At 64.8% G+C, this 23120-nt stretch carries 21 protein-coding genes; 14 read left to right on the forward strand and 7 right to left on the reverse strand.

The features are described from left to right. Positions 1-256 precede the first annotated feature (256 nt). Positions 257-3697 (reverse strand): tetratricopeptide repeat protein, encoded by a 3441-nt coding sequence (locus tag BRA1253DRAFT_RS26390; protein WP_007599401.1) that lies wholly within the window; start codon positions 3695-3697, stop codon positions 257-259. A gap of 365 nt (positions 3698-4062) precedes the next feature. Then, positions 4063-4653, reverse strand: a complete 591-nt coding sequence (locus BRA1253DRAFT_RS26395) for a PadR family transcriptional regulator (RefSeq protein WP_007599404.1) — start codon at positions 4651-4653, stop codon at positions 4063-4065. 199 nt (positions 4654-4852) lie between these two features. Here BRA1253DRAFT_RS26395 and BRA1253DRAFT_RS26400 point away from each other — a divergent pair, with 199 nt between their 5' ends. From BRA1253DRAFT_RS26400 to BRA1253DRAFT_RS26415, 4 genes are all read left to right on the forward strand, one after another. After that, on the forward strand, positions 4853-5239 hold the full coding sequence (locus tag BRA1253DRAFT_RS26400; RefSeq protein ID WP_007599406.1) for a hypothetical protein: 387 nt from the start codon (positions 4853-4855) through the stop codon (positions 5237-5239). A gap of 38 nt (positions 5240-5277) precedes the next feature. Continuing rightward, positions 5278-7068 carry an acyl-CoA dehydrogenase C-terminal domain-containing protein gene (locus BRA1253DRAFT_RS26405; RefSeq protein ID WP_007599407.1) on the forward strand — a complete coding sequence of 597 codons (1791 nt, stop codon included), beginning with the start codon at positions 5278-5280 and terminating at the stop codon, positions 7066-7068. A 68-nt stretch (positions 7069-7136) separates the two neighbouring features. Further along, positions 7137-8345, forward strand: coding sequence for an acetyl-CoA C-acetyltransferase (locus tag BRA1253DRAFT_RS26410; RefSeq protein ID WP_007599410.1), 1209 nt, complete (start codon positions 7137-7139; stop codon positions 8343-8345). 19 nt (positions 8346-8364) lie between these two features. Continuing rightward, positions 8365-10578: an FAD-dependent oxidoreductase gene (locus BRA1253DRAFT_RS26415; protein ID WP_007599413.1), complete on the forward strand. Its 2214-nt coding sequence runs from the start codon at positions 8365-8367 to the stop codon at positions 10576-10578. A 70-nt stretch (positions 10579-10648) separates the two neighbouring features. On the opposite strand, the gene gstA is transcribed toward BRA1253DRAFT_RS26415, so the two are convergent. Next, a complete protein-coding gene (gene gstA / locus BRA1253DRAFT_RS26420) occupies positions 10649-11263 on the reverse strand; it encodes a glutathione transferase GstA (protein WP_007599415.1) in 615 nt (204 codons plus the stop codon). A gap of 126 nt (positions 11264-11389) precedes the next feature. Between gstA and BRA1253DRAFT_RS26425 the strand changes: the two genes are divergently transcribed. The 3 genes from BRA1253DRAFT_RS26425 to BRA1253DRAFT_RS26435 all read left to right on the forward strand — a co-directional run bounded on the left by BRA1253DRAFT_RS26425 (position 11390) and on the right by BRA1253DRAFT_RS26435 (position 14027). Further along, positions 11390-11884, forward strand: coding sequence for a MarR family winged helix-turn-helix transcriptional regulator (locus BRA1253DRAFT_RS26425; RefSeq protein WP_007599417.1), 495 nt, complete (start codon positions 11390-11392; stop codon positions 11882-11884). Between the two features lie 99 nt (positions 11885-11983). Continuing rightward, on the forward strand, positions 11984-13354 hold the full coding sequence (locus tag BRA1253DRAFT_RS26430; RefSeq protein ID WP_007599418.1) for a glutamate--cysteine ligase: 1371 nt from the start codon (positions 11984-11986) through the stop codon (positions 13352-13354). Between the two features lie 112 nt (positions 13355-13466). After that, the gene (locus BRA1253DRAFT_RS26435) at positions 13467-14027 is read left to right on the forward strand and encodes a PAN domain-containing protein (protein ID WP_007599419.1); all 561 of its coding nucleotides are present in this window, start codon (positions 13467-13469) and stop codon (positions 14025-14027) included. A gap of 160 nt (positions 14028-14187) precedes the next feature. Here BRA1253DRAFT_RS26435 and BRA1253DRAFT_RS26440 read toward each other — a convergent pair whose 3' ends face one another. The 3 genes from BRA1253DRAFT_RS26440 to tldD are packed head-to-tail and all read right to left on the reverse strand — an operon-like array spanning position 14188 to position 17009. Continuing rightward, a complete protein-coding gene (locus BRA1253DRAFT_RS26440) occupies positions 14188-14754 on the reverse strand; it encodes a nucleotidyltransferase family protein (protein WP_007599420.1) in 567 nt (188 codons plus the stop codon). Positions 14755-14808: 54 nt separating this feature from the next. Beyond that, positions 14809-15585 (reverse strand): signal peptidase I, encoded by a 777-nt coding sequence (gene lepB / locus BRA1253DRAFT_RS26445; protein WP_007599422.1) that lies wholly within the window; start codon positions 15583-15585, stop codon positions 14809-14811. Beyond that, positions 15582-17009 carry a metalloprotease TldD gene (gene tldD, locus BRA1253DRAFT_RS26450; RefSeq protein ID WP_007599424.1) on the reverse strand — a complete coding sequence of 476 codons (1428 nt, stop codon included), beginning with the start codon at positions 17007-17009 and terminating at the stop codon, positions 15582-15584. Before tldD ends, lepB begins: the two co-directional genes overlap by 4 nt. Before the next feature lie 149 nt (positions 17010-17158). Here tldD and BRA1253DRAFT_RS26455 point away from each other — a divergent pair, with 149 nt between their 5' ends. Beyond that, a complete protein-coding gene (locus BRA1253DRAFT_RS26455) occupies positions 17159-17383 on the forward strand; it encodes a DUF433 domain-containing protein (RefSeq protein ID WP_007599426.1) in 225 nt (74 codons plus the stop codon). Positions 17384-17387: 4 nt separating this feature from the next. After that, entirely contained in the window at positions 17388-17711 is a 324-nt protein-coding gene (locus BRA1253DRAFT_RS26460) for a DUF5615 family PIN-like protein (protein WP_035993984.1), read from the forward strand. Positions 17712-17722: 11 nt separating this feature from the next. Here BRA1253DRAFT_RS26460 and BRA1253DRAFT_RS26465 read toward each other — a convergent pair whose 3' ends face one another. Continuing rightward, positions 17723-18268 carry an invasion associated locus B family protein gene (locus BRA1253DRAFT_RS26465; RefSeq protein WP_007599430.1) on the reverse strand — a complete coding sequence of 182 codons (546 nt, stop codon included), beginning with the start codon at positions 18266-18268 and terminating at the stop codon, positions 17723-17725. 447 nt (positions 18269-18715) lie between these two features. Here BRA1253DRAFT_RS26465 and coxB point away from each other — a divergent pair, with 447 nt between their 5' ends. The 5 genes from coxB to BRA1253DRAFT_RS26490 all read left to right on the forward strand — a co-directional run bounded on the left by coxB (position 18716) and on the right by BRA1253DRAFT_RS26490 (position 23103). After that, positions 18716-19555, forward strand: a complete 840-nt coding sequence (gene coxB, locus BRA1253DRAFT_RS26470) for a cytochrome c oxidase subunit II (protein WP_007599432.1) — start codon at positions 18716-18718, stop codon at positions 19553-19555. 88 nt (positions 19556-19643) lie between these two features. Then, positions 19644-21269, forward strand: a complete 1626-nt coding sequence (gene ctaD, locus BRA1253DRAFT_RS26475; RefSeq protein WP_007599433.1) for a cytochrome c oxidase subunit I — start codon at positions 19644-19646, stop codon at positions 21267-21269. 60 nt (positions 21270-21329) lie between these two features. Continuing rightward, entirely contained in the window at positions 21330-22274 is a 945-nt protein-coding gene (locus BRA1253DRAFT_RS26480) for a heme o synthase (protein WP_007599434.1), read from the forward strand. Continuing rightward, positions 22271-22447 (forward strand): hypothetical protein, encoded by a 177-nt coding sequence (locus BRA1253DRAFT_RS26485; RefSeq protein WP_007599435.1) that lies wholly within the window; start codon positions 22271-22273, stop codon positions 22445-22447. Before BRA1253DRAFT_RS26480 ends, BRA1253DRAFT_RS26485 begins: the two co-directional genes overlap by 4 nt. Positions 22448-22452: 5 nt before the next feature. Continuing rightward, entirely contained in the window at positions 22453-23103 is a 651-nt protein-coding gene (locus BRA1253DRAFT_RS26490; RefSeq protein ID WP_007599436.1) for a cytochrome c oxidase assembly protein, read from the forward strand. The last annotated feature ends 17 nt before the right edge of the window (positions 23104-23120 follow it).

Here is a 23120-nt window from a genome sequence, read left to right on the forward strand (position 1 = left end):
GGCGTGGTGAATGAGGGTGAGGAATCAGATGGCCACTTTTCGTGCGCCGAGGACTTCGCCACGTTCTCCACGGTCATGCCCCGGCTTGACCGGGGCATCCAGTACGCCGCGGCCTTTCCGCATCAAACCGGTGTCTCTCCAATACTGGTACGCCGCCCCGTTGTCGTGAGAGCGAGCTCTTTAACGCCGGCCTCTGGAATACTGGGTCGCCCGGTCAAGCCGGGCGACGACAAGAGGAGAAAGCGTACTAAACCGATTAATGCACCGCCGACGCCGACTTCTTGCTCGCAACCGGCTTCGGCGCGGGCTTCGCGTTGGCCTGCGGCGCGCTGTCCCAGCCGCCGTTCGGGGCCGCAACGTTGACGGCGTCGTCGGGCTGCGGCTCGGCGCTGAAGGTCTGGATCGCGAGCTTGGCGGCGGCGAGCGATTGCGGGTCGAGCCGCTTGGCGACGTCGTCGCGCTTGGTTGCTGCGTCTGCGTCACCCTGGGCGGCGGCGAGTGTGAACCATTTGTAGGACTCGGCGAGGTTCTGCTCCACCCCGATGCCGCGGGCGTAGAGGATACCGAGGTTGAACTGGCTGTCGGCAACGCCGCGGTCGGCGGCCTTCCGGAACCACAATGCCGCGCTCTTGTAGTTGGCGCCGCGTCCGCCGCCATCGGCATCGAGCACCGCGAGATTGTGCATCGCCTTGGCGTTGCCGCGCTCGGCGGCTTGCGTGTAGTAGCGGCGGGCGATGTCGGCGTCCTTCTTCACGCCGAGACCCTTTTCGTAGAGTGTCCCGAGGCGGAAGGTTGCGGGCACCACGCCGGCCTGTGCCGCGCGGTCGTACCATTTGGCGGCTTCGTCGTAATTCGCGGCCACGCCCTTGCCCTCGGCAAAGCGCACGCCGATCTCGTAGGCTGCGGTCGCATCGCCCTTCATCGCGGCGGTGCGCAAGCCGGGGCCACCGATGCCGTCAGGCAGCTTTTCGCTCGGCGGCACCTGGATCATCGCGAGTTTCGCACGGCTCGTGCCCGACAGCGCGCCGGTGACGTCGCTGGAGGCCGCAGGCGGGGTTGGCGCCGCGGTTTGCGGGATTTCGACCGAAGCGGTGCCGCTCGGGCTCGTCACGGACCCCGGCGCGGCATTGTTCTGCGACTGTTTTCCGATCGGGGTCGGCGAGGTCATCGACGGCGTGACCTGCTCGGGCGTGGCGGGCTTGTTCTCGACCGGCGGAGGGGCCTGCGGCGCGGGCGCGGGCGACGAATTCTCCATCGCCTGCGGCGACGGCGACGGGCTGCTGCCATCGAGCAGGTTCATCGCCATCTTGAAGGTGCCGAGCACGATCACGACCACGCTCGCGCCAACCAGCAGCGAGCGGATCTTTGAGGTGATGGTCGCGCCACCTTCCTGGCCCTTGTCCTTGGCGCGGGCGATTGCGGCCTTGGCGCCACGTGCCGGCTTTTCGGGCGGCTGCGCGGCGGCGGCTTGGGCTGCGCGGCGTGCGGCGGCGATGAAGCTCGACGACGACACCGGCTCCTTGGGCGCGGCCGGGATTTCGCTGATTGCGCTTTCGGACGCAGCAATGCGCTCCGACGACGTGGCGATGCGTGCACCCGGCCGGGTGCCGGGCTCGAGCGGATGATCCGGCGGCAGTTCGGGCGCGAGCGCGGCGCGCGTGGGCGCCGTATGCGGCTCCAGGATTTCGCTGATCGCGCGTGGCGGAACCGGCGGTGCCATCGGCATCGGCGGCGGCGCTGCCGGCGCGGCGGCATGGAATTCGCGCGGCGCGGCGGCGAAGGCGGCTTGCGCCGCCTGCGCGGCGGCCGGATTGGGCAGCTCGGGCTTCGGATCGTATTTCGGGTGCTGCTGTTGCTGCGGCCGCGGCTCGTGCGCCATCGGCGCGGGCGCCATGGGAGCGGCCATCGGCATCGGCTGCGGCGCTGGGGCGGGCGGCGCGGTGCGCACATTGCGCAGATCGCCCTCGATCATCGAGAGACGATCGACCACGTGGCCAAGGGCGTTGTGGACGGCCTCCAGCGAGTCCTGGGTGGTCCGGTTCGTCTCGGCCTGACTGAAGCGGATGTCGGAGAGCTCGCGCTTGACGAGATCGACCATGCCGGACTCGGCAGGGGGCGCGGAGTTGCGGCTCTCGGCCAGCGCCGAATAGGTCGCCTGCTGCCGCTCCAGGTGGCGCAGGATGTCGTGCAGCCCGTCCTCGACGCGGCTGAAATTCCCGTTGCGCGGATCGGAGGCGGCCTCGAGCCGCTCCAGAAGATACGAGACCCGCTGTTCAAGATGAGCAAAGGTCGAAGCCGAGTCGTTGCCGACCTGCATGCGGTCGAAACGGTCGGACAGGGCGCGGATCGCGCTTTCGAGATGCTCGCTGCTCTCGGGTGGCTGAGGGCGCTCGCGCGTTTCCAGAGCCGCGGTGAGCGCCGCGATGCGTTGCTCCAGCACCGCAAAACTGTCGCCGTTGCCCGAGGCGCGGGTGACCTGGTCGACCTTGGACGACAGCAGCTGCACGTCATCCGAGAGCCGGGCCAGCGCTTCGTTGGAAGCGACGTTGGAGACGATGCCGCGCAGCGCCGAGATCGCGCCTTCGAGCTGGCGGACCGTCGAGGGATCGTCATTGGCGCGCAGGATCAGATCGAGCTTGGCGCCGAGATTGCGGATCGCCTCGTCATAGCCGGTGAGCTGCTCGGCCGGCGTCAGCGTGCGGAGCACCTGCTTGATCTCGGACAGCGCGTGCTCGATGCCGGACAGGACCTGACCGTCGGTGCCGTTGGAGCGGGTCTCGTCGATGCGCCGATGCAGCGAGCGGATCTCGTTCTCGATCGATTCGATCGCGCGGCGCGGCATCGCCTCGGTGATGGCGTTGCGGATCTCCGCAAGCTCGCTGCGGAAACTGTTGATCGCCTGCTCGGTATTGTCGGGGCGCTGGAGCGATTCGATCTGGCTCGTGATCTTGAGCAGATGACGCTCGAGCGCAGAGAAATCCGGCCCCGGCCCCGGCTGCGGTGGCGGCGGAGCGTAGGCAGGCGGCGCGGGGGGCGCGTAAGGAGCTGCCGCAGGCGCGATCGAGGGTGCTGCGCGCGGCGGCATCTGCCTGGGCGTAAAGCCGTCGAGCTCGCTCTGCCGTGCCGTGATCTCGGCGACCGCGACGTCGAACGAAGCGGGGCTCAGGGGCGGTGAGCTGCGATAGACCTGCGCTGCCGCACGCTCGACCGCATCGGCCTGGCGCTGGCGCGTTTCAACGGGTGCCTGCCGCGGTGCCGGAGCCTGCTGCGGTTTCGAAATTTGCGATAGCCGGGCATCGAGACGCGAGATCGCGTCGTTGAGCTGGCGCGCAACGCCTTGCTCGCGCGAGACGTCTGGTCGCGGAGTATCTTGTCGCGAAGGATCTTGCCGCGGCGCGGGCTTAGAAATCCGTTCGATCTGCTGGGTGATGGCGTCGAGCCGCTGGTGGATGTCGGCGACTTCGCGACTTTCCTGGCTCGGCACGTGACTCGGGACTTGGCTCGGCAGTTGACTCGGGACGTGCTGGGCTTGCGGACGCTGATCGTAAAGTCCGCGAAAGTTCGGCGGGGCGGTCTCGCCGAGCGTGGAGTTCAGCCAATCGTTGAGTGACATGCCAGCGCGACGCGCAGCAGCTTCGGCCCGCTCCCGGACGGAGGGATCGATGCCGTCAACACTCCACGATACGCGCGAATTCATGACTCTGTCCGGTCCCGACTCCGGCGCCCCACCCGGCGCCTCCAGCCTCCCCACGCGTGCCCGTTGCAAAGACAATCGAATTTGGCGCGGGTCGTCTGCCTCGAAAACCGACTTTTGTCTGTTACGGTAAATAACGGGTTAAGGAACCCGTTGACGGTGTCTTAAAGTTGGCCAGCGGTGTGCGACACCCACCGTTGTCATGCTCCGCGAAAGCGGGGCATCCAGCACGCTGCAGCCCCTCGATTCCAGCCGCGCAGCCTCTGGAATGCTGGATCGCCCGCCTTCTGTTTAGACCGGACAGATCACTGACAGGTGTTCGGAGACATTAGCTGACACATCAAACTGGGCTGGAATGGTCGACTCGCTCAGCCCTTGCCCTCGCGCTTGCCGTCCTCCAGCGGCACCACGGTGCCGCCAGCGCTCATCGCCGACAGGGCCTCGAGCGCCTCTTCGCAGAAATCGGCGACCATCTGCTCGTGCCGGGCGCCGAGCTGAAGCAGCAGCAGGTTACCGAGGTCGAGCACGCCGGAGGCCGCCCCTTCCGGAAAGCGCTTCTTCAGGATCCGCTCGTAGTTCTCGTGGCGATCGCGGTGGTGCTCGAGCCGGGCCATCAGGTCGGTGCGCATGGGCTCGAGGCCGATGCTGTCGAGCGCATGCAGCCGCACCAGGAGGTCGTCCTTGATCGAGGGGGGCGTGCTTGGCCGCGCGGCCCAGTGCCGCAGCGCTGTTCGGCCCTCCGGAGTCAGCGTATAGATCAGCTTATTGGGCTTGCCGGTCTGCACGACCTCGCGGCCCTGGATGTAGCCGCGGTCGCGCAGCTTGGAGAGCTCGCGGTAGATTTGCTGGTGGTCGGCCTTCCAGAAGAAGCCGATCGAGGAATCGAATGTCTTGGCGAGCTCGTAGCCCGTCATCGGACGTTCCGTCAGGCATGCGAGGATTGCGTCGCCCAAAGCCATGACCCGGTCCTCCTGTTCTTGACCTTAACCAATTGGCTTGACTTTATGCGCATCGGCGCATATGCGTCAATGTGCATATGAGGTGATCCAAGAACGAGGGCAAACACCGCCCCGAAAACCCCAATGGAATCAACCTTCGCGCTACTGTGCATGGGGTTGTTTTCGCGTTTTTTGCCGAAGCCTTTAGGGAGGCAGCTGAATGACCGGCCTCGAATCCTGGTACGGCTACATGAAGTCGCATGACCGGGCAGCGCTCTGGGACCTGCTCCATCCCGACGCGATCTTCGAAAGCCCCGTCGTGCACGCGCCGCAGCGCGGCCGCGACATCACCTTCAAATATCTGGCCAGCGCCGAGAAGGTGCTTGGCGGTCCCGGCTTCATTTATGTCGGCGAATGGAAGAGTGAGAGCGGCGCCGTGCTCGAATTCAAGACCATCATCGACGGCATCGAGATCAACGGCGTCGACATCATCAGTTTCGACGGCGAGGGACGCATCACGCATTTCAAGGTGATGGTGCGGCCGCTCAAGGCGATCAACATGCTGCACCGCCTGATGGCGGAGCAGCTCGCCGCCGCTCAATCCTAAGCCAGCATCATCACTTCTAGGCCTGCCGGGAGACCACCATGCCGATCTACAAAGCCCCCGTCGAAGACGTGAACTTCCTGCTCAACGACGTCTTCCAGATCGACCGCTACGACAATCTGGCCGGCTTCTCCGATGCGTCGAGCGACGTGCGTGAAGCCATTCTCGGCGAAGCCGCCAAGCTTGCCGAGGAGGTGCTGCAGCCGCTCAACCGCGTGGGCGATCTCGAAGGCTGCAAGCGCGCCGATGACGGCAGCGTCACCACGCCTAAGGGCTTCAAGGAGGCGTTCAAGCAGGTCGCCGAGGGCGGCTGGCTCGGCCTGTCGGCGCCGACCGAGTTCGGCGGCCAGGGCCTGCCGGTGACGCTGAGCCAGGCGGTCAACGAATTCCAGATCTCCGCCAACATGGCGTTCTCGATGTATGGCGGCCTCACCATGGGCGCGACCGCGGCGCTGATCGTCCACGGCACGCCGGAGCAGAAGCAGACCTACGTGCCGAAGATGGTGGCGGGCGAGTGGACCGGCACCATGAACCTGACCGAGCCGCATTGCGGCACCGACCTCGGCATGCTCCGCACCAAGGCGGTGCGGCAGGCCGACGGCAGCTTCAAGATCACGGGCACCAAGATCTTCATTTCGGCCGGCGAGCATGACCTCGCGCCCAACATCATCCACCTCGTGCTCGCCCGTATCGAGGGCGCGCCCGCCGGCATCAAGGGCGTGTCGCTGTTCGTGGTGCCGAAATTCATGGTCAATGCCGACGGTTCGGTGGGGCAGCGCAACGGCGTCGTCTGCGGCTCGATCGAGCACAAGATGGGCATTCACGGCAATTCCACCTGCGTGATGAATTACGACAACGCCGTGGGCTGGCTGATCGGCGAAGAGAACAAGGGCATGCAGGGCATGTTCGTGATGATGAACGAGGCCCGCCTCGGCGTCGCCGTGCAGGGTCTCGCGCAGTCGGAAGTGGCCTATCAGAACGCGGTCGCCTATGCCCGGGATCGCATCCAGGGCCGTTCGCTCACCGGTGCCAAGGCGCCGGACAAGCCGGCCGATCCGATCATCGTCCATCCCGACGTGCGTCGCACGCTGCTGTCGATCCGCTCCTTCAACGAGGCCGCGCGCGCCTTAGTGATGTGGACCGCGCTGAAGAGCGACGTCGCCCATCGCTCCGAGGATCCCAAGGACCGCCAGGCCGCCGACGATCACATGGGCCTGATGACGCCCGTCCTGAAAGGCTTTCTCACCGATTACGGCTTCGCCAACGCGGTGCAGGCGCAGCAGATGTATGGCGGCCACGGCTACATCGCCGAGCAGGGCATGGAGCAGTTCGTGCGCGATGCCCGCATCGCCATGATCTACGAAGGCGCCAACGGCATCCAGGCGCTCGACCTCGTCGGCCGCAAGCTGCCGCGCGATGGCGGCCGCGCCATCATGGCGTTCTTCGGCGAGGTCATGGCCTTCGCCAAGGAGAACGGCGGCGACGAGGCGATGAAGCCCTTCATCACCCCGCTCTCGGCTTCGCTCGGCCATCTCCAGCAGGCCACGACGTGGCTGATGCAGAACGCGATGGCGAAGCCCGACAATGCCGGAGCCGCCGCGACCGATTACCTGAATCTCTTCGGTTTCGTCGCGCTCGGCTACATGTGGGCGAAGATGGCGAAGGTGACGCAGGCCAAGATTGCCGAGAGCGGGACGACGCCCTATCTCTCGACCAAGCTCGTCACCGGCCGCTTCTTCATGGAGCGGATGCTGCCGGAGACCGCCGCCAATCTCGCGCGCATCCAGGCCGGCTGCGCCACCATCATGGAATTGCCGGCGGAAGCGTTCTGAAGCTGCTTTCGCTGCGACCCGTCCAAAACCAGATCAAGACCAGAAGATCATCACATCAGGAGGGCGTCATGCCTGAGGCATTCATCTACGACCACGTCCGCACCCCGCGCGGCCGCGGCAAGGCGGACGGCGCGCTGCACGAAGTCACCGCGCTCGCGCTTGCGACCGTGCCGCTCAAGGCGCTCAAGGACCGCAACAACCTGCCGGAAGATTCCGTCGATGACGTCATTCTCGGCGTGGTCGATCCCGTCGGCGAAGCCGGCTCCGACATCGCGCGCTTTGCCGCGCTGAAGGCGGGCCTCGGCGAGGCGGTCCCCGGCGTGCAGATCAGCCGCTTCTGCGCCTCCGGCCTCGATGCCGTGAATTTTGCCGCAGCCCAGGTGATGAGCGGCCAGCACGAGCTCGTGATCGGCGGCGGCGCCGAATCGATGAGCCGCGTCGGCATCGGTGCGTCCGGCGGCGCCTGGCCGATGGACCCGTCGATGGCCGTGCCGGCTTATTTCATGCCGCAGGGCATCTCGGCCGATCTGATCGCGACCAAATACGGCTTCTCGCGCGACGATGTCGACGCCTATGCGGTGCAGAGCCAGCAGCGAGCGGCGAAGTCCTGGGAAGAAGGCCGCTTTGACAAGTCGGTCGTCCCGGTGAAGGACATCAACGGCCTCACCATCCTCGCCAAGGACGAGCATATGCGTCCGTCGACGACGATGCAGTCGCTGGCGCAGCTGCAGCCGGCGTTCACGATGATGGCGCAGATGGGCGGCTTCGACGGCGTCGCGGTGCAGTCGCATCCGGAAATCGAGCGCGTCAATTACGTGCATCACGCCGGCAATTCGTCGGGCATCGTCGATGGTGCCGGCGCGGTTCTGCTCGGCAGCAAGGAAGCGGCTAGCAAATACGGCCTGAAGCCGCGTGCAAGAATCCGCGCATTCGCCAATATCGGCTCGGAGCCCGCGATGATGCTGACCGGCCCGGTCGATGTCACCGAAAAGCTGTTTGCGCGCTCCGGCATGAAGAAGTCGGACATCGACCTGTTCGAGCTCAACGAAGCCTTCGCCTCCGTCGTGCTACGCTACATCCAGGCCTTCGACATCGACAACGCCAAGATCAACGTCAATGGCGGTGCGATCGCGCTCGGCCATCCTCTTGGCGCGACCGGTGCGATGATCCTCGGCACCGTGCTCGACGAGCTCGAGCGCACCAACAAGGCGACCGCGCTGGTGACGCTGTGCATCGGCGGCGGCATGGGCACCGCCACCATCATCGAACGCGTCTAAGGGTAGGGGAGCAACCAGCATGGCTTACAAGAACTTCAAGGTTGAGACCGATTCCGACGGCATCGCGCTTGTCACCTGGGACATCCCGGGCCGTTCGATGAACGTGCTCGACGAGACCTCGACCAGCGAGCTCGACGCGATCGTCAAGGCGACCACGGCCGATGCTACGGTGAAGGGCGCCGTCATCACCTCCGCCAAGGAAGCGTTCTGCGCGGGTGCCGATCTTTCCATGCTGGAGAGCATGAATCAGGCCTACGCGAAACTGTTCAAGGAGCAGGGCGAGACCGCGGCGAACCAGATGCTGTTCGAGCAGAGCCGGCGCTTCTCGCAGGTGCTGCGCTCGATCGAAACCTCCGGCAAGCCGTGGGCGGCGGCGATCAACGGCCTCGCGCTCGGCGGCGGTTTCGAGATCACGCTGTGCTGTCACTATCGTGTGGCGGCCGACAATCCCAAGACCCGCCTCGGCCTGCCCGAGGTCAAGGTCGGCCTGTTCCCGGGCGCTGGCGGAACGCAGCGCGTGCCGCGCCTGGTGCCGCCGCAGGACGCGATGACGATCCTGCTCAAGGGCGATCCGGTCACGGTCGAGAAAGCCAAGGCGCTGAATCTGATTCACGCCGTCGTTCCCGCCGCCGACCTCATCAAGACGGCAAAGGACTGGATCAAGGGCGGCGGCAAGGCCGTCGCGCCCTGGGACGAGAAGGGCTTCAAGCTGCCGGGCGGCCCGGTGTTCTCCAAGGCCGGCATGATGATGTTCCCGGCCGGCAACGCGATCTATCGCCGCGAGACCTACGACAATTATCCGGCCGCACGCGCGATCATGAGCTGCGTCTATGAGGGCCTGCAGCTGCCGATCGACGCCGCGCTCCGTGTCGAGTCGCGCTACTTCACCTCGGTGCTGCGCTCGAAGGAAGCGGCGGCGATGATCCGCAGCCTGTTCCTGTCGATGCAGGAGCTCAACAAGGGCGCGCGCCGTCCGAAGGATGTGCCGCCGACCAAGGTGAAGAAGATCGCCGTGATCGGCGCTGGCTTCATGGGGGCGAGCGTCGGCTATGTCTCGGCCCGTGCCGGTCTCGACGTCGTCCTGATCGATCGCGACCAGGAGAGCGCCGACAAGGGCAAGGCGCATGCGCAGAAGGTGATCGAAGAGCAGATCAAGAAGGGCCGCGCCAAGCCCGGCGACGCAGTAGCCCTGCTCGCGCGCATCACGCCGACGGCGGACTATTCCGCGCTGAAGGACGTCGATCTCGTCATCGAAGCCGTGTTCGAAGACCGCAAGGTCAAGGCTGATACCTTTGCCAAGGCGCAGGAGCATATGAAGCCGGACGTGATCTTCGCGTCCAACACCTCGACGCTTCCGATCACCTCGCTGGCGGAATCCTTCAAGGACCAGGGCAGGTTCGTCGGCATCCACTTCTTCTCGCCGGTCGAGAAGATGATGCTGGTCGAGATCATCCAGGGCAAGAACACCGGCGATCTCGCGATCGCGACCGCGCTCGACTACGTCCGCCAGATCGGCAAGACGCCAATCGTCGTCAACGACAGCCGCGGCTTCTTCGCCAATCGCTGCGTCGGCCGCTACGTCGCCGAAGGCAACGAGATGTTCCTCGAGGGCGTGCCGCCCGCGATGATCGAGAACTGCGCCAAGATGGCCGGCATGCCGGTTGGCCCGCTCTCGCTGTCGGACGAGGTCGCGCTCGACCTCGGGCTCAAGATCATGAAGGCGACGGAAGCCGACCTCGGCCCCAACGCCATCAATCCCGATCAGAAGAAGCTGATGGTGGAAATGGTCGAGAAGCAGGGCCGCCTGGGCCGCAAGAACAGCAAAGGCTTCTACGACTACCCCGAGAAGGGCAAGGGACAGAAGAGCCTGTGGCCGGGCCTCTCCGCGCTGCAGCCCAAGCGGCTCGACCCTGATACGCTCGACGTCGAGGAGTTGAAGCAGCGCTTCCTGGTGGTGCAGGCGGTGGAAGCCGCGCGCACGGTGGAGGATCACGTCATCACCGATCCGCGCGAGGCGGATGTCGGCTCGATCCTCGGCTTCGGCTTCGCGCCGTTCACCGGCGGGACGCTGTCCTACATCGACTTCATGGGCACGAAGAAGTTCGTCGAACTTTGCCACAAGCTGGAAGCGAAATACGGCTCGCGCTTCACCCCGCCGAAACTCCTCGAGGAGATGGCCGCAAAGGGAGAAACCTTCTACGGCCGCTTCGCTCCGAACAAGGCGGCGGCGTGATTCTCTGAACCGTAGCCGGGACGAAAATTACGAAAGGCCGGATCTCGATCCGGCCTTTCGCATGGGCGCCTCAGGCAGCCTGAATCAGTCCTTCCTTCTTCATCGCTTCCTGCACCTGCGGCCGCGCCGCGACGCGGGTCTTGTACGCGGCAAGGTTCGGCATCGCCGACAGGTCGAACTTCATCCGGTCGGCCCAGGTCAGCATCGTGAAGAGATAACCGTCGGCCACCGTGAACTGCTTGCCCATGAGGTAGTCGCGGCCGGCGAGCTGGCTGTCGATGTATTTCAGCTTGCCCATGACGCGGTCCTTGAAGAAGGCCTTGGCCTCGTCGTTCAGCGCCGGCGCGAACATCGGGCCGAAGCTCTTGTGGACCTCCGAGGTGAGGAAGTTCAGCCATTCGAGCAGCTTGTAGCGCTCGGAGCTGCCGTGGGCCGGCGCCAGCGCCTTGGCCGAGGCCTGATCGGCGATCATCTGGACAATCACCGGGCCTTCGGTCACGATCTCTCCGCTATCGAGGCCCAGCGCAGGGACCTGGCCCTTGGGGTTCAGCTTCAGATAATCCTCACCGTTTTCGAGCTTCTTGGCCCGGATATCGACCTTGACCAGTTCATACGGCAGGCCGGCTTCCAGGAGCGCGATATGGGGGGATAGCGAGCAGGCACCGGGCGAATAGTACAATTTCATGGAATTTCCTCCTCTTGTTGCTTGGTTCAGGCGAAAGAACGACTACATGCATCTGCTTGAAATAGTCAAGATTGATGCAGCTGCATCGAATAGGGTAAGAGACGGGCGACGAGCTTGAGCGGGACCATGAAACGCAAACCATCGACCGAGGCGACTTCCGCCTGGATCCGCTTGATGCGGGTGCAGAGCCGTGTGCTCAATTGCGTCGAGCAGGACCTGAAGAAGGCCGGCTTCCCACCGCTGGCATGGTATGACGCGCTGCTCGAACTGTCACGGGCGCCCTCGGGCGAGCTCCGGCCGGTCGAACTCGAACGGCAGATGCTGATCCCGCAATATTCGACATCGCGGCTGATCGACCGCCTGGTCGACGAAGGCCTCGCCTCGCGGCGCGAATGCAAGATCGACAAGCGCGGCCAGTTCGTGGAGATCACGGAAGCCGGGCGCGAATTGCAGAAGCGGATGTGGGGCGCCTATTCTGCCGCGATCGAGAAATATGTCGGTTCGAAGCTGTCCGATGCGGATGCCGTGAAGCTCAGCGGTCTGCTCGACCGTCTGGGCTGCTCGTGCGGCGAGATGAAACTGCCGCCTGCCCACGTCAACGAAACCACGCCGTTGCGATGATCGCGCGGCAAACCAGCTCGTCCGTGCAGCCGGTGGCTGCGCGGACCATCCCTGTCACCCACGCGCGTTCGATCGAAGCGCTTTTGATTAGAGTCTGATATGGCGCGAGACCAGATCGATATGACGCCGTTGCAATCGCGTGACGAACTCGTCAAGTGGTTCGAGGAAGGCTGCAAGGACCCGTCCGAATTCCGCATGGGCACCGAGCATGAGAAGACGCCGTTCACGCTCGAAGGCCACTGCCCGGTGCCCTATGAGGGCCCGCGCGGTATCGGCGCGCTGCTCGAAGGCATGAAGCTCCTGCTCGGCTGGGAGCCGATCATGGAGAAGGGCAACATCATCGGCCTCTACGACGTCACCGGCGGCGGCGCGATTTCGCTGGAGCCCGGTGGGCAGTTCGAGCTTTCGGGCGCTCCGGTCGAAAACGTGCACCAGACCCAGAGTGAGCTGATGGCGCATCTGGCGCAGGTGCGCGAGATCGCAACGCCGCTCGGCATCGGCTTCCTCGGGCTCGGCATGACGCCGTCCTGGTCGCGCGCCGACATCCCGGTGATGCCCAAGGGCCGCTACAAGATCATGACCAATTACATGCCGAAGGTCGGCCAGTACGGCCTCGACATGATGTACCGGACCTGCACGGTACAGACCAATCTCGACTTCTCCTCCGAAGCCGACATGGTCAAGAAGCTGCGTGTTTCGCTCGCGCTTCAGCCGGTCGCGACCGCCTTGTTCGCCAATTCGCCGTTTACCGAGGGCAAGCCGAACGGCTTTCTCTCCTTCCGGTCCGAGATCTGGCGCGATACCGACAACGCGCGTGCCGGCATGATGCCGTGGGCATTCGAGGACGGCATGGGCTTCGAGCGCTATGTCGATTACGCGCTCGACGTGCCCATGTATTTCGTCAAGCGCGACGAGGACTACATCGACGTCTCGGGCTCCTCGTTCCGCGCCTTCTTCGATGGTCGCAACAACAATTTGCCTGGGGAACGTCCGACGTTGTCGGACTGGGCCAACCATCTTTCGACGATTTTCCCGGAGGTGCGGCTCAAGCGCTATCTCGAGATGCGCGGCTCCGATGGTGGCCCGTGGGGCCGTCTGCCGGCGCTATCGGCGTTCTGGGCCGGGCTCCTCTACGACGATGTCTCGCTGGATGCCGCCTGGGACTTGGTGAAGCATTGGAGCGCGCATGAGCGCCAGGCCCTGCGCGACGACGTGCCGCGCTTCGGCTTCAAATCGCGGATCAAGGACCGCTATCTGTTCGAGATCGCCAAGGAATGCCTCGTTCTGGCACATGCCGGCTTGCGCCGGCGCGGCCGGATCGACCAGCTCGGCCGCGACGAGACCAGGCATCTGGAGCCGCTCGATCGCATCATCGATTCCGGCCGCACGCCGGCTGAGGAGATGCTCGACAAGTTCAAGGGTCCCTGGAACGGCTCGGTGGAACCAGCCTACGCGGAATACGCGTTCTAGGACACAAGACGAGCGGTCGGGAGCTGAGCCGTTCATCGCCCGTACAGGTTTGCGGCGATCAAATGGCCGGCTGAAAAACCCGAGCGTCGTCAATAACTCGAAAGCTGTTCCGATGGGGAAGGGCCGCCTGGCCGTCCTGGCAAGCGTCGCGGCCTGCGCCGCGCTGCTTTCGCTCGTGTTTGCGAGCTGGCCTGCGCGCGCCCAGACGGCGTTCGACCGGCCCGGCGGAGACTATTTCAGCACCCCGGTCACGTCGGGCGATCCGGAGGATTGCGCGCTGCTGTGCGAGCGCGACCGCCGGTGCCGCTCGTGGAGCTTCAGCTATCCGGACGTCGAAGGCGGCTCGGCCGTGTGCTGGCTGAAGAACACGGTGCCTGCGCGCGTGCCGGGAAGCTGCTGCATCTCCGGTGTGCGGGGCGCCGGCGTGATCGAGCCGCGCGTCGAAGGCGTGGAGACCTCGATCGACCGCCCCGGCGGCGATTTGCGCAATTTCGAGATGAAGGACGGCGAAGGCGAAGAGGCCTGCAAGGCCGCCTGCACCGCCGACAACAAATGCCGCGCCTTCACCTATGCCCGCCCCGGCTACACCGGACGCGAAGCGCGCTGCTTCCTGAAAAAGGAAATCAAACCGCCGCGGCGGAAGGCGGGGTTCACGTCGGGCGTGGTGAGATAGCATGCAGCTCTCACCACCGTCCTTGCGAGCCACCGGGTCCGCGCGAAGCGCGGCCCGATGACAGGCTCCGCGAAGCAATCCAGAATTGCTTCCGCGGCGGCACTCTGGACTGCTTCGTCGCTTCGCTCCTCGCAATGGCGAGGAGGGTAAAGCGGACATCTCATTCGGCCGCGATCACCGTGATCTCGGGCCACAGCGTCTTCCAGCGTGCCGCCTTCGCCGCGTAACTGGCGGCGGAAAAATTCGGCGTCCGATTGGGTCGCACGATCAGCTTCGCGATGTCGTCGAATCCGTGCGGCGCGTAGACCTCGAAATCCCCACCGGCAGAGCGGATGCCCGCCTGCGTATTCTCCGTGAGGAAGCGGTCGATACCGTCGGTCGCGCGCATCAAGGGTGGATAGGGCAGACCGTGCTTGCCGGGATACCAAAGGTGCACGCGTGCCTGGTTGCGGATTTCGACCTTGGGGCCGAGATGCGCGAGCTGCGCGTGCAGCTTGCGGATCACCGCATCTTCCGCCTCCCATGAGGTGTCGGAATCGAAATAGAACACGTCGTAATCGGCGATGCCGTGATCGATCGGGCGGCCCGTGAGCACGTTCCACACCGTCTGCACCAGGCAGCCCGCGACGAGCCACGCATCCGGCAGCGCGAGGCGATGGATTTCATCGAGGATCGCTGCGTTCAACGGATTTCGCAGGGCGAGAGCCAGAAATTCGTCGCGGACCATCACTATTGCACTCCCTCTCCCGCATGCAGGAGAGAGGTGAGGACGTTCCTGCCTTCAATGCACGGCGGTGAAAAACCGCGCCATGCGAAATCCGGACAGCCAGGTCCACACCGGCTGGCCCCGGATGCCGAGATCCCAGGATCCGAGCACGGCATCCGCGCGGCCGACCAGATTGTCGATCGGCAACATGCCGACGCCGCCGGAGCGCAGGGGCACGCGGCTGTCGGCGGAGTTGTCGCGGTTGTCGCCGAGCACGAAGAGATGGCCCGCCGGCACCGTCACTTCCTGAGTGTTGTCGAGCGGACCGTTGTCGCGCATCTTGAAGATCAGGTGCGAGACGCCGTTCGGCAGCGTCTCGACATAGCGATAGGCGGGTTCGCTGCCGCCATTGTCGTCCTCGGCGGCGCCGACGCCGTCCGGCTTCAGTTCGGCGGGGCGGTCGTTGACGAAGAGCTGGCCCTGGCGCAGCTGGATGCGGTCGCCGGGCAGGCCCACGACGCGCTTGACCCAGGCCTGCGAGCGATCGCCGGGCCAGCGGAAGACCACGACGTCGCCCTGCTTCGGCGTCTCCGCGAAGACGCGACCGCTCTCGGGCAGGTTGATCTGGATCGGCAGCGACGAGGTGCCGTAGCCGTAGGGGAATTTCGAGGCGATCAAGGCGTCGCCGATCAACAGCGTCGGCTCCATCGAGCCCGACGGCACGTAGAACGGCTCGGCCAGCGCACCCTTGGCGATGAACACCGCCGCGACGATGCCCGCGAGCTGCACGAGCTGGCCTGCCCAGCCGCTGCCCTTCCGCTTGGTGGTGACAGTTATCTTCTCGACGCTCATCCGCCTGTTCCACCCACCGTAATGCGTTCCATCAACAGCGACGGCTGGCCGACGCCGACCGGCACGCCCTGACCGTTCTTGCCGCAGGTGCCGATGCCGGTATCCAGCGCGAGGTCGTTGCCGATCATGCGGATGCGACGCAAATCGGTCGGCCCGTTGCCGATCAGCATGGCGCCCTTCAAGGGCGCACCGATCTTGCCGTTCTCGATCTTGTAGGCCTCGGTGCACTGAAACACGTATTTGCCCGAGGTGATGTCGACCTGACCGCCGCCGAAATTCGCGGCGAAGACGCCGTTCTTCACCGACGCGAGGATCTCGGCCGGATCGCGGTCGCCCGCGAGCATGTAGGTATTGGTCATGCGCGGCATCGGCACATGGGCATAGCCCTGGCGGCGCCCGTTGCCGGTCGGCTTCATATTCATCAGGCGCGCGTTCTGGCGGTCCTGCATATAGCCGACCAGGACGCCGTCCTCGATCAGCACGGTGCGGTTGGTCGGCGTGCCCTCGTCGTCGATCGACAGCGAGCCGCGGCGCGAGGCAATGGTGCCGTCGTCGACCACGGTCACGCCCTTGGCCGCGACCTGCTGGCCCATCAGGCCGGCAAACGCCGACGTCTTCTTGCGGTTGAAGTCACCTTCGAGGCCATGACCGACCGCCTCATGCAGCATCACGCCGGGCCAGCCGGCCCCGAGCACGACGTCCATCTCGCCGGCGGGGGCGGGAATCGATTCCAGATTGACGAGGGCCTCGCGCAGCGCCCCGTCGGCGGCGTCGCGCCAGGACTTAGCTTCGATGAATTCGGCGTAGCCGGCGCGACCGCCATAACCCTTGCTGCCGCTCTCCTGGCGGTCGCCCTGACCGGCGACGACGGAGACGTTGACGCGCACGAGCGGGCGGATGTCTCGATAGCTCTCGCCGTCGGGCCGCAGGATCTCGACCACCTGCCAGGTCGCGCCCAGGCTGACGCTGACCTGCCGCACCCGCGGATCCTTGTCGCGCAGATAGGCGTCGATTTCGGCGAGCAGCTTGACCTTGGTCTCGAAGCCGGGGGCATCGAGCGGATTGTCGTCACTGTAAAGCCGCACGTTGGTATGTGCTGGAGGCGCGGCGAAGTTGCCGGAATAACCACCGCGCACGGCCGCGACCGCGTCCGCAGCGCGAATCAGCGCCGGCAGCGACACGTCCGAGGAATGCGCGTAGCCGACCGCGTCGTCCTTGACGGCGCGCAGGCCAAAACCTTGCGAGGTGTCGTAGGTCGCCTGCTTCAGCCGCCCATTGTCGAACATCAGCGCTTCGGTCTGGCTGTATTCCAGGAACAATTCGCCGTCGTCGGCACCGGCAAGCCCGCGCGCGAGCTCGTTGCGAACCTGATCGCGGTCGAGATTGGCGCGGTCGAGCAGGGAGGTTGTGGCAGGGTTGGTCATGCGTCCGTCCATTATCGGGGGATGTGAGGCAAGATAATGGTTTCCCGGCAGTTCCGCGAGGGGCTTGGCCGTCACATTACGGAAACGATAGGATTGGCACGGGAGTAAGGGGCCCTGACGCGGATGCCGATCGGTGCTATGCTAGTTTCATGAATTACCGAGATATCATCTCGATTGAACCTGGCAAACGCGGTGGGCGACCCTGCATCCGCCACATGCGGATCGCTGTGGCAGATGTGCTCGGCTGGCTGGCTGCTGGCCAGACCCACGCTCAAATCCTCGACGACTTCCCCGAACTGACCGAGGACGATATCCGCGCTTGCCTGGCCTATGCCGCCGACCGCGAGAGGCGATTGGTGACCGCACCGATATGAGGCGCTGTTCGATCAGAACCTCAGCTTCAAACTTTGCCAGATGATCGACGACCTTTTTCCGGATTCGAGTCACGTCCGGTCTTATGGTCTGTCCGAAGTCGCCGACGGTGCGCTTTGGGAGTTTGCGAAGGCAAATGGTTTCGCGATTGTGACCCAGGACGTCGATTTTGCCGAGCTGGCGGGCCTGTTGGGCTCTCCACCCAAAGTGATTTGGCTTCGGGCGGGCAATCAAACGACCGCGACGATTGCGGCTCTGCTTCGCCGGCACGCGCGGACGATTGAGTCTTTCGAGAGCGATGACAGCACTGCCTGCCTTGAGATTTATTAGGCCGTTAGAGCCTATGGCAGCTTGTCATATCCCTCGCCGAGCCCGTTCAGGCTGAGCGGGAAGCCGATGCCTTCTTCCGGGGTCTCGAAGATGATGAAGGTCGCGGTCTTGGCGGTGCGGAGCTGGCCGAGCAGCTTGTCGTCCATGACGACTTCGGCGACGCAGCCATTGGGCAGGCAGCGGACAAAGCCGGCACGGCCGACATCCTGGTTGTCGAGTTTGAGGCCGAGGCCGGAGGGCAGGAGAACGCCGAGGGGGGCGACGACCCGCATCAGGCGGCTCTTCTGGTCGGCGGTCTTGAGAACGATCACGGTCAGGCCGGCGTTGGAGCGGTCTTCGGCCACCACGCTCTGGATCAGAGCACATTGCTCGGACTGGGCGCCCGGCGGGGTGTCGCAGCGGATCTGCCAGTCGCCATGGACGGAGCGCACCGCGCCCTGCGCATGGGCGAGGCCCGGAAGCGCCAGGACGACGACCGCCGCCAGCAGGGCAGCCAGCATCGTGAGGCCGCCAGCCTGGCTTTTAGCCCGCCTTGCCATGGATCTCGAAAACCCCATCGGGTCGGTCCCTCTGCTCGCCTGGGTCGCTCGCACCCGGCGGACTGATACGGGAATGACGGCGTCTTGAAGGCGATTCGCAAGCAAATTCCACGCCGCCCCGGCCGTCGTCGCCCGCACGAATCAGGTTCCTGTGCGGCTGTCCGCCAGTGCCTACCGCGGGCAATTCCGCTGTCAAGCGGCAGCATCCCGGGAAATGGTATTTTTGTCTGATGTTACTAGGAAATATCTTGCGGGTGATGGCTGACAGACGAGGCTCAAGACTGCATTGCGATAGATCAAGAATTATGGTTTGAGAGGCTTGATTTCGGCGTTCTAGCGATCTGGCCCCAATTCCTCTTAGAGGTATTCTTGCGCGGCGGTTTGTCAGACGGGGGATCGAATAAAGCGTTTCCCGAAAATAGGGGAATGCACTTGGGGTGATTTCGTTAGGGGAGCGCGAACGGCATGAAGATGTCGATGGGCCCGGTGGGCCGGCACTTGCTGGGATTGGCCGTAGCGGGTCTGACGCTGGCGACGGGCGGTGCGGCATTTGCCGAGCTCGGGCAACCGGCTGCGTGGGAGTGGACGCTGCAGCAGTCCGGGTCCCCGGTGATGGACAACATCGTCTGGTTTCACAATTTCCTGTTCGTGCTGATCACGCTGATCACGCTGTTCGTTCTGGCGCTGCTCGTGATCGTGGTCGTGAAGTTCAACGCGCGAGCCAATCCGGTGCCGTCGCGGACCACGCACAACACGCTGATCGAGGTAGCGTGGACGCTCGTTCCGGTGCTGATTCTGGTCGGTATCTCGGTGCCGTCGTTCCGGCTCCTGTTCCTAGAGCTCGACGTGCCGAAGGCGGATCTGACCATCAAGGCGACCGGCAAGCAGTGGTACTGGTCCTACGCCTATCCTGATAACGGCAAGTTCGAGTTCGACTCGCTGATGGCCCAGGACAAGCAGCCCCGCCTGCTCGGCGTCGACAATGAGATGGTGGTGCCCGTCAACAAGGTGGTCCGGGTTCAGGTGACCGGGGCCGACGTGATTCATGCCTTTGCGCTGCCGTCCTTCGGCGTCAAGATCGACGCCATTCCGGGCCGGCTCAACGAGACCTGGTTCAAGGCCACCAAGACCGGCATGTTCTACGGCCAGTGCTCGGAATTGTGCGGCAAGGACCACGCCTTCATGCCGATCGCCATCCGCGTGGTGAGCGACCAGGAGTTCGCCTCCTGGGTCGAGACGGCGAAGAAGAAGTACGCGAGCGGCGGCACCAGCACCTACGCCTCCACGGCCGGCCCGACGCAGTGAGCGCCGGGCGAAGGGTTCGAGGAAACTGAAAGCGACATAAGGGCGGGACCTCCAGAGGTCCGATCGGGACGCAAGGCAGGATTAGAAAATGGCAACGAGCGCAGCGGCACACGGCGATCACGCGCAAGACCACGGACATGACGAGCACGCCCATCCGACCGGATGGCGGCGCTACGTCTATTCGACCAACCACAAGGACATCGGCACGATGTACCTGATCTTCGCGGTCATCGCCGGCGTCATCGGCGCCGCGATGTCGATCGCGATCCGTGCCGAGCTGATGTATCCGGGCGTGCAGATCTTCCACGAGACGCACACCTACAATGTGTTCGTGACCTCCCACGGTCTGATCATGATCTTCTTCATGGTCATGCCTGCGATGATCGGCGGCTTCGGCAACTGGTTCGTGCCGCTGATGATCGGCGCGCCCGACATGGCGTTCCCGCGCATGAACAACATCTCGTTCTGGCTGCTGCCGGCCTCGTTCGCGCTGCTGCTGATGTCGACCTTCGTCGAGGGCGAGCCGGGCGCCAACGGCGTCGGCGCCGGCTGGACCATGTACGCGCCGCTGTCGAGCTCGGGCCATCCGGGCCCGGCCGTCGACTTCGCGATCCTGTCGCTGCATCTGGCAGGCGCCTCCTCGATCCTCGGCGCCATCAATTTCATCACCACCATCTTCAACATGCGCGCGCCGGGCATGACCCTGCACAAGATGCCGCTGTTCGTGTGGTCGATCCTGGTGACGGTGTTCCTGCTGCTGTTGTCGCTGCCGGTGCTCGCCGGTGCGATTACGATGCTGCTCACCGACCGCAATTTCGGCGCGACGTTCTTCAACCCCGAAGGCGGCGGCGATCCCGTGCTGTTCCAGCATCTGTTCTGGTTCTTCGGTCACCCCGAAGTGTACATCCTGATCCTGCCCGCCTTCGGCATGGTCAGCCAGATCGTCTCGACCTTCTCGCGCAAGCCCGTGTTCGGCTATCTCGGCATGGCCTACGCCATGGTCGCGATCGGCGGCATCGGCTTCGTGGTGTGGGCGCACCATATGTACACGGTCGGCATGTCCTCGGCGACGCAGGCCTATTTCGTCGCCGCCACGATGGTCATCGCGGTCCCGACCGGCGTGAAGATCTTCTCGTGGATCGCCACGATGTGGGGCGGCTCGATCGAGTTCCGCGCGCCGATGATCTGGGCGGTGGGATTCATCTTCCTGTTCACCGTCGGCGGCGTCACCGGCGTGGTGCTGGCGAATGCCGGCGTCGACCGCGTGCTCCAGGAGACCTACTACGTCGTCGCGCACTTCCACTACGTGCTGTCGCTCGGTGCGGTGTTCGGTATCTTCGCCGGCTGGTACTACTGGTTCCCGAAGATGTCGGGCTACATGTACAATGAAGGGCTCGCCAAGGCGCACTTCTGGGTCACCTTCATCGGCGTGAACCTGGTGTTCTTCCCGCAGCACTTCCTCGGCCTGTCGGGCATGCCGCGCCGCTATGTCGACTATCCCGACGCGTTCGCGGGCTGGAATCTGGTCTCGTCGGTCGGCTCCTACATCTCCGGCTTCGGCGTGCTGATCTTCCTCTATTGCGTGATCGACGCCTTCGCGAAGAAGGTGCCGGCTGGCGACAATCCGTGGGGTGCAGGTGCGACCACGCTGGAATGGACGCTGCCCTCGCCGCCGCCCTTCCACCAGTTCGAAGTGCTGCCCCGCGTGCAGTAAGCAAATGCTCGCGGCGCCCGTGACGGGCGCCGCGGCTCGACAACCAAGCGAGTCAGTCTAGTGTCCGTCCTCGACCACAACGCCGTCCACATCAATCCCCGCATCTCCGAAGCGGAGGTTGGCGATTACATCGCGCTCCTGAAGCCGCGGGTGATGTCGCTGGTGATCTTCACCGCGCTGGTCGGAATGGCGATGGCACCCGGGCATTTTCACCCGGTGCTGGCCATCACCTCGCTGCTCTGCATCGCCGTCGGCGCCGGCGCGTCCGGCGCGCTCAACATGGCGCTCGAAGGCGACATCGACGCCAAGATGTCGCGCACGGCGAACCGGCCGATTCCGCGCGGCCGCATCACCCGCCCCGAGGCGATGACCTTCGGCATGACGCTCGCCTTCTTCTCGGTGATGACGCTCGGCATCCTGGTCAACTGGATCGCGGGCGCGCTGCTCGCCTTCACCATCTTCTTCTACGTCGTGATCTACACGATCGGTCTGAAGCGCTGGACCGCGCAGAACATCGTGATCGGGGGTGCCGCCGGCGCGCTGCCGCCAGTGGTGGCCTGGGCCGCGGTCACCGGCACGGTCGACGTCGAGCCGCTGCTGCTGTTCGCCATCATCTTCTTCTGGACGCCGCCGCACTTCTGGGCGCTGGCGCTGTTCCGCTCCGACGATTACGCGCGCGCCGGCATTCCGATGCTGCCCAACGTCGCCGGCCCCGACGCAACCCGGCTTCAGATCCTGCTCTATACCATCGTGCTGATCGCGGTCGCTGCTGCGCCCTGGGCGCTTGGTTATTTCGATGCCATCTATGGCATCGTCTCGCTGATCCTCGGCGCCGGCATGCTGGCGTTCGCCGTCAACGTCTACGTGCGTCGCGAGCGTAGCCAATCGCTGCGGGCGACCCGCAAGCTGTTCGCGTTCTCCATCCTTTATCTGTTCGCGCTGTTTGCGACCTTGCTGGCCGAGGTCGTGTTCCGGGCGCTCGCGCCGATGGTAGGGGGCGCATGATCGCAGGAATGGCCGACAAACCCGAGATAGACGGAATCGTCCTCACCGAGGCGCAGAAGAAGAGCCGTCGCCAGCGCTCGATCGCGATCGCACTCGCGCTCGGCGTGCTCGTGGTGCTGTTCTTCGCCGTCACCATGGTCAAGGGGCCGGCCGTGCTCGTCCGGCCGATGTAGGAAACATGGATCAGAAGCCGACCATATCGCAGGATCAGAGCCGGACGGCCGCCAAAGGCCGCAGGCCTTCCAAAGGGCTTGGCCGCGACGTGGTGGTCGCCTCGATCTGCGGCGGCGTGGTCGCGCTGATGGTCGGCGCCTCCTACGCGGCGGTGCCGTTCTACAACTGGTTCTGCCGCGCCACCGGCTTCAACGGCACGACCCAGGTCGCGACCTCGGCGCCGGCCAGCGGTCCGATCGCACGAAAGATCGCGGTGCGCTTCGATTCCAACGTCGCGCCCGGCCTGCCCTGGAAGTTCGAGCCCGAGCAGAGCGAGATCGAGGTCAATATCGGCCAGGTCGTGACCGTCTTCTACACGGTGACCAACCGGGCCGCGCGGACCACCGCAGGCCAGGCCGCCTACAATGTCGCGCCGCTGACGGTCGGATCCTATTTCCAGAAGATCAACTGCTTCTGCTTCACCGAGCAGACCATGGCGCCGGGCGAGAAGCGAGAGATGCCGGTCGTGTTCTACGTCGATCCGTCGATTGCCGACGACCACGAGAACGACGGTCTCAACACGATCACGCTGTCCTACACGTTCTATCCGGTGAAGGATCCGGTGGTGAAGCCGCTCGCGGCCAGCGAAGACGACAAACGCAAGGGAAATCTCTGATCTCCGGGCTCACGCGC

This window comes from Bradyrhizobium sp. WSM1253 (genome assembly GCF_000244935.1).
Lineage (GTDB): Bacteria > Pseudomonadota > Alphaproteobacteria > Rhizobiales > Xanthobacteraceae > Bradyrhizobium > Bradyrhizobium canariense.

Coding starts and splice junctions, on each gene's coding strand:
- BRA1253DRAFT_RS26415 (WP_007599413.1), top strand. CDS start 8,365: ATGGCTTACAAGAACTTCAAGGTTGAGACCGATTCCGACGGCATCGCG.
- lepB (WP_007599422.1), bottom strand. CDS start 15,585: ATGAGCGTCGAGAAGATAACTGTCACCACCAAGCGGAAGGGCAGCGGC.
- BRA1253DRAFT_RS26435 (WP_007599419.1), top strand. CDS start 13,467: ATGGGGAAGGGCCGCCTGGCCGTCCTGGCAAGCGTCGCGGCCTGCGCC.
- BRA1253DRAFT_RS26455 (WP_007599426.1), top strand. CDS start 17,159: ATGAATTACCGAGATATCATCTCGATTGAACCTGGCAAACGCGGTGGG.
- BRA1253DRAFT_RS26400 (WP_007599406.1), top strand. CDS start 4,853: ATGACCGGCCTCGAATCCTGGTACGGCTACATGAAGTCGCATGACCGG.
- gstA (WP_007599415.1), bottom strand. CDS start 11,263: ATGAAATTGTACTATTCGCCCGGTGCCTGCTCGCTATCCCCCCATATC.
- BRA1253DRAFT_RS26390 (WP_007599401.1), bottom strand. CDS start 3,697: ATGAATTCGCGCGTATCGTGGAGTGTTGACGGCATCGATCCCTCCGTC.
- BRA1253DRAFT_RS26425 (WP_007599417.1), top strand. CDS start 11,390: ATGAAACGCAAACCATCGACCGAGGCGACTTCCGCCTGGATCCGCTTG.
- tldD (WP_007599424.1), bottom strand. CDS start 17,009: ATGACCAACCCTGCCACAACCTCCCTGCTCGACCGCGCCAATCTCGAC.
- BRA1253DRAFT_RS26430 (WP_007599418.1), top strand. CDS start 11,984: ATGGCGCGAGACCAGATCGATATGACGCCGTTGCAATCGCGTGACGAA.
- BRA1253DRAFT_RS26410 (WP_007599410.1), top strand. CDS start 7,137: ATGCCTGAGGCATTCATCTACGACCACGTCCGCACCCCGCGCGGCCGC.
- BRA1253DRAFT_RS26405 (WP_007599407.1), top strand. CDS start 5,278: ATGCCGATCTACAAAGCCCCCGTCGAAGACGTGAACTTCCTGCTCAAC.
- BRA1253DRAFT_RS26490 (WP_007599436.1), top strand. CDS start 22,453: ATGGATCAGAAGCCGACCATATCGCAGGATCAGAGCCGGACGGCCGCC.
- coxB (WP_007599432.1), top strand. CDS start 18,716: ATGAAGATGTCGATGGGCCCGGTGGGCCGGCACTTGCTGGGATTGGCC.
- BRA1253DRAFT_RS26395 (WP_007599404.1), bottom strand. CDS start 4,653: ATGGCTTTGGGCGACGCAATCCTCGCATGCCTGACGGAACGTCCGATG.
- BRA1253DRAFT_RS26465 (WP_007599430.1), bottom strand. CDS start 18,268: ATGGGGTTTTCGAGATCCATGGCAAGGCGGGCTAAAAGCCAGGCTGGC.
- BRA1253DRAFT_RS26485 (WP_007599435.1), top strand. CDS start 22,271: ATGATCGCAGGAATGGCCGACAAACCCGAGATAGACGGAATCGTCCTC.
- ctaD (WP_007599433.1), top strand. CDS start 19,644: ATGGCAACGAGCGCAGCGGCACACGGCGATCACGCGCAAGACCACGGA.
- BRA1253DRAFT_RS26440 (WP_007599420.1), bottom strand. CDS start 14,754: ATGGTCCGCGACGAATTTCTGGCTCTCGCCCTGCGAAATCCGTTGAAC.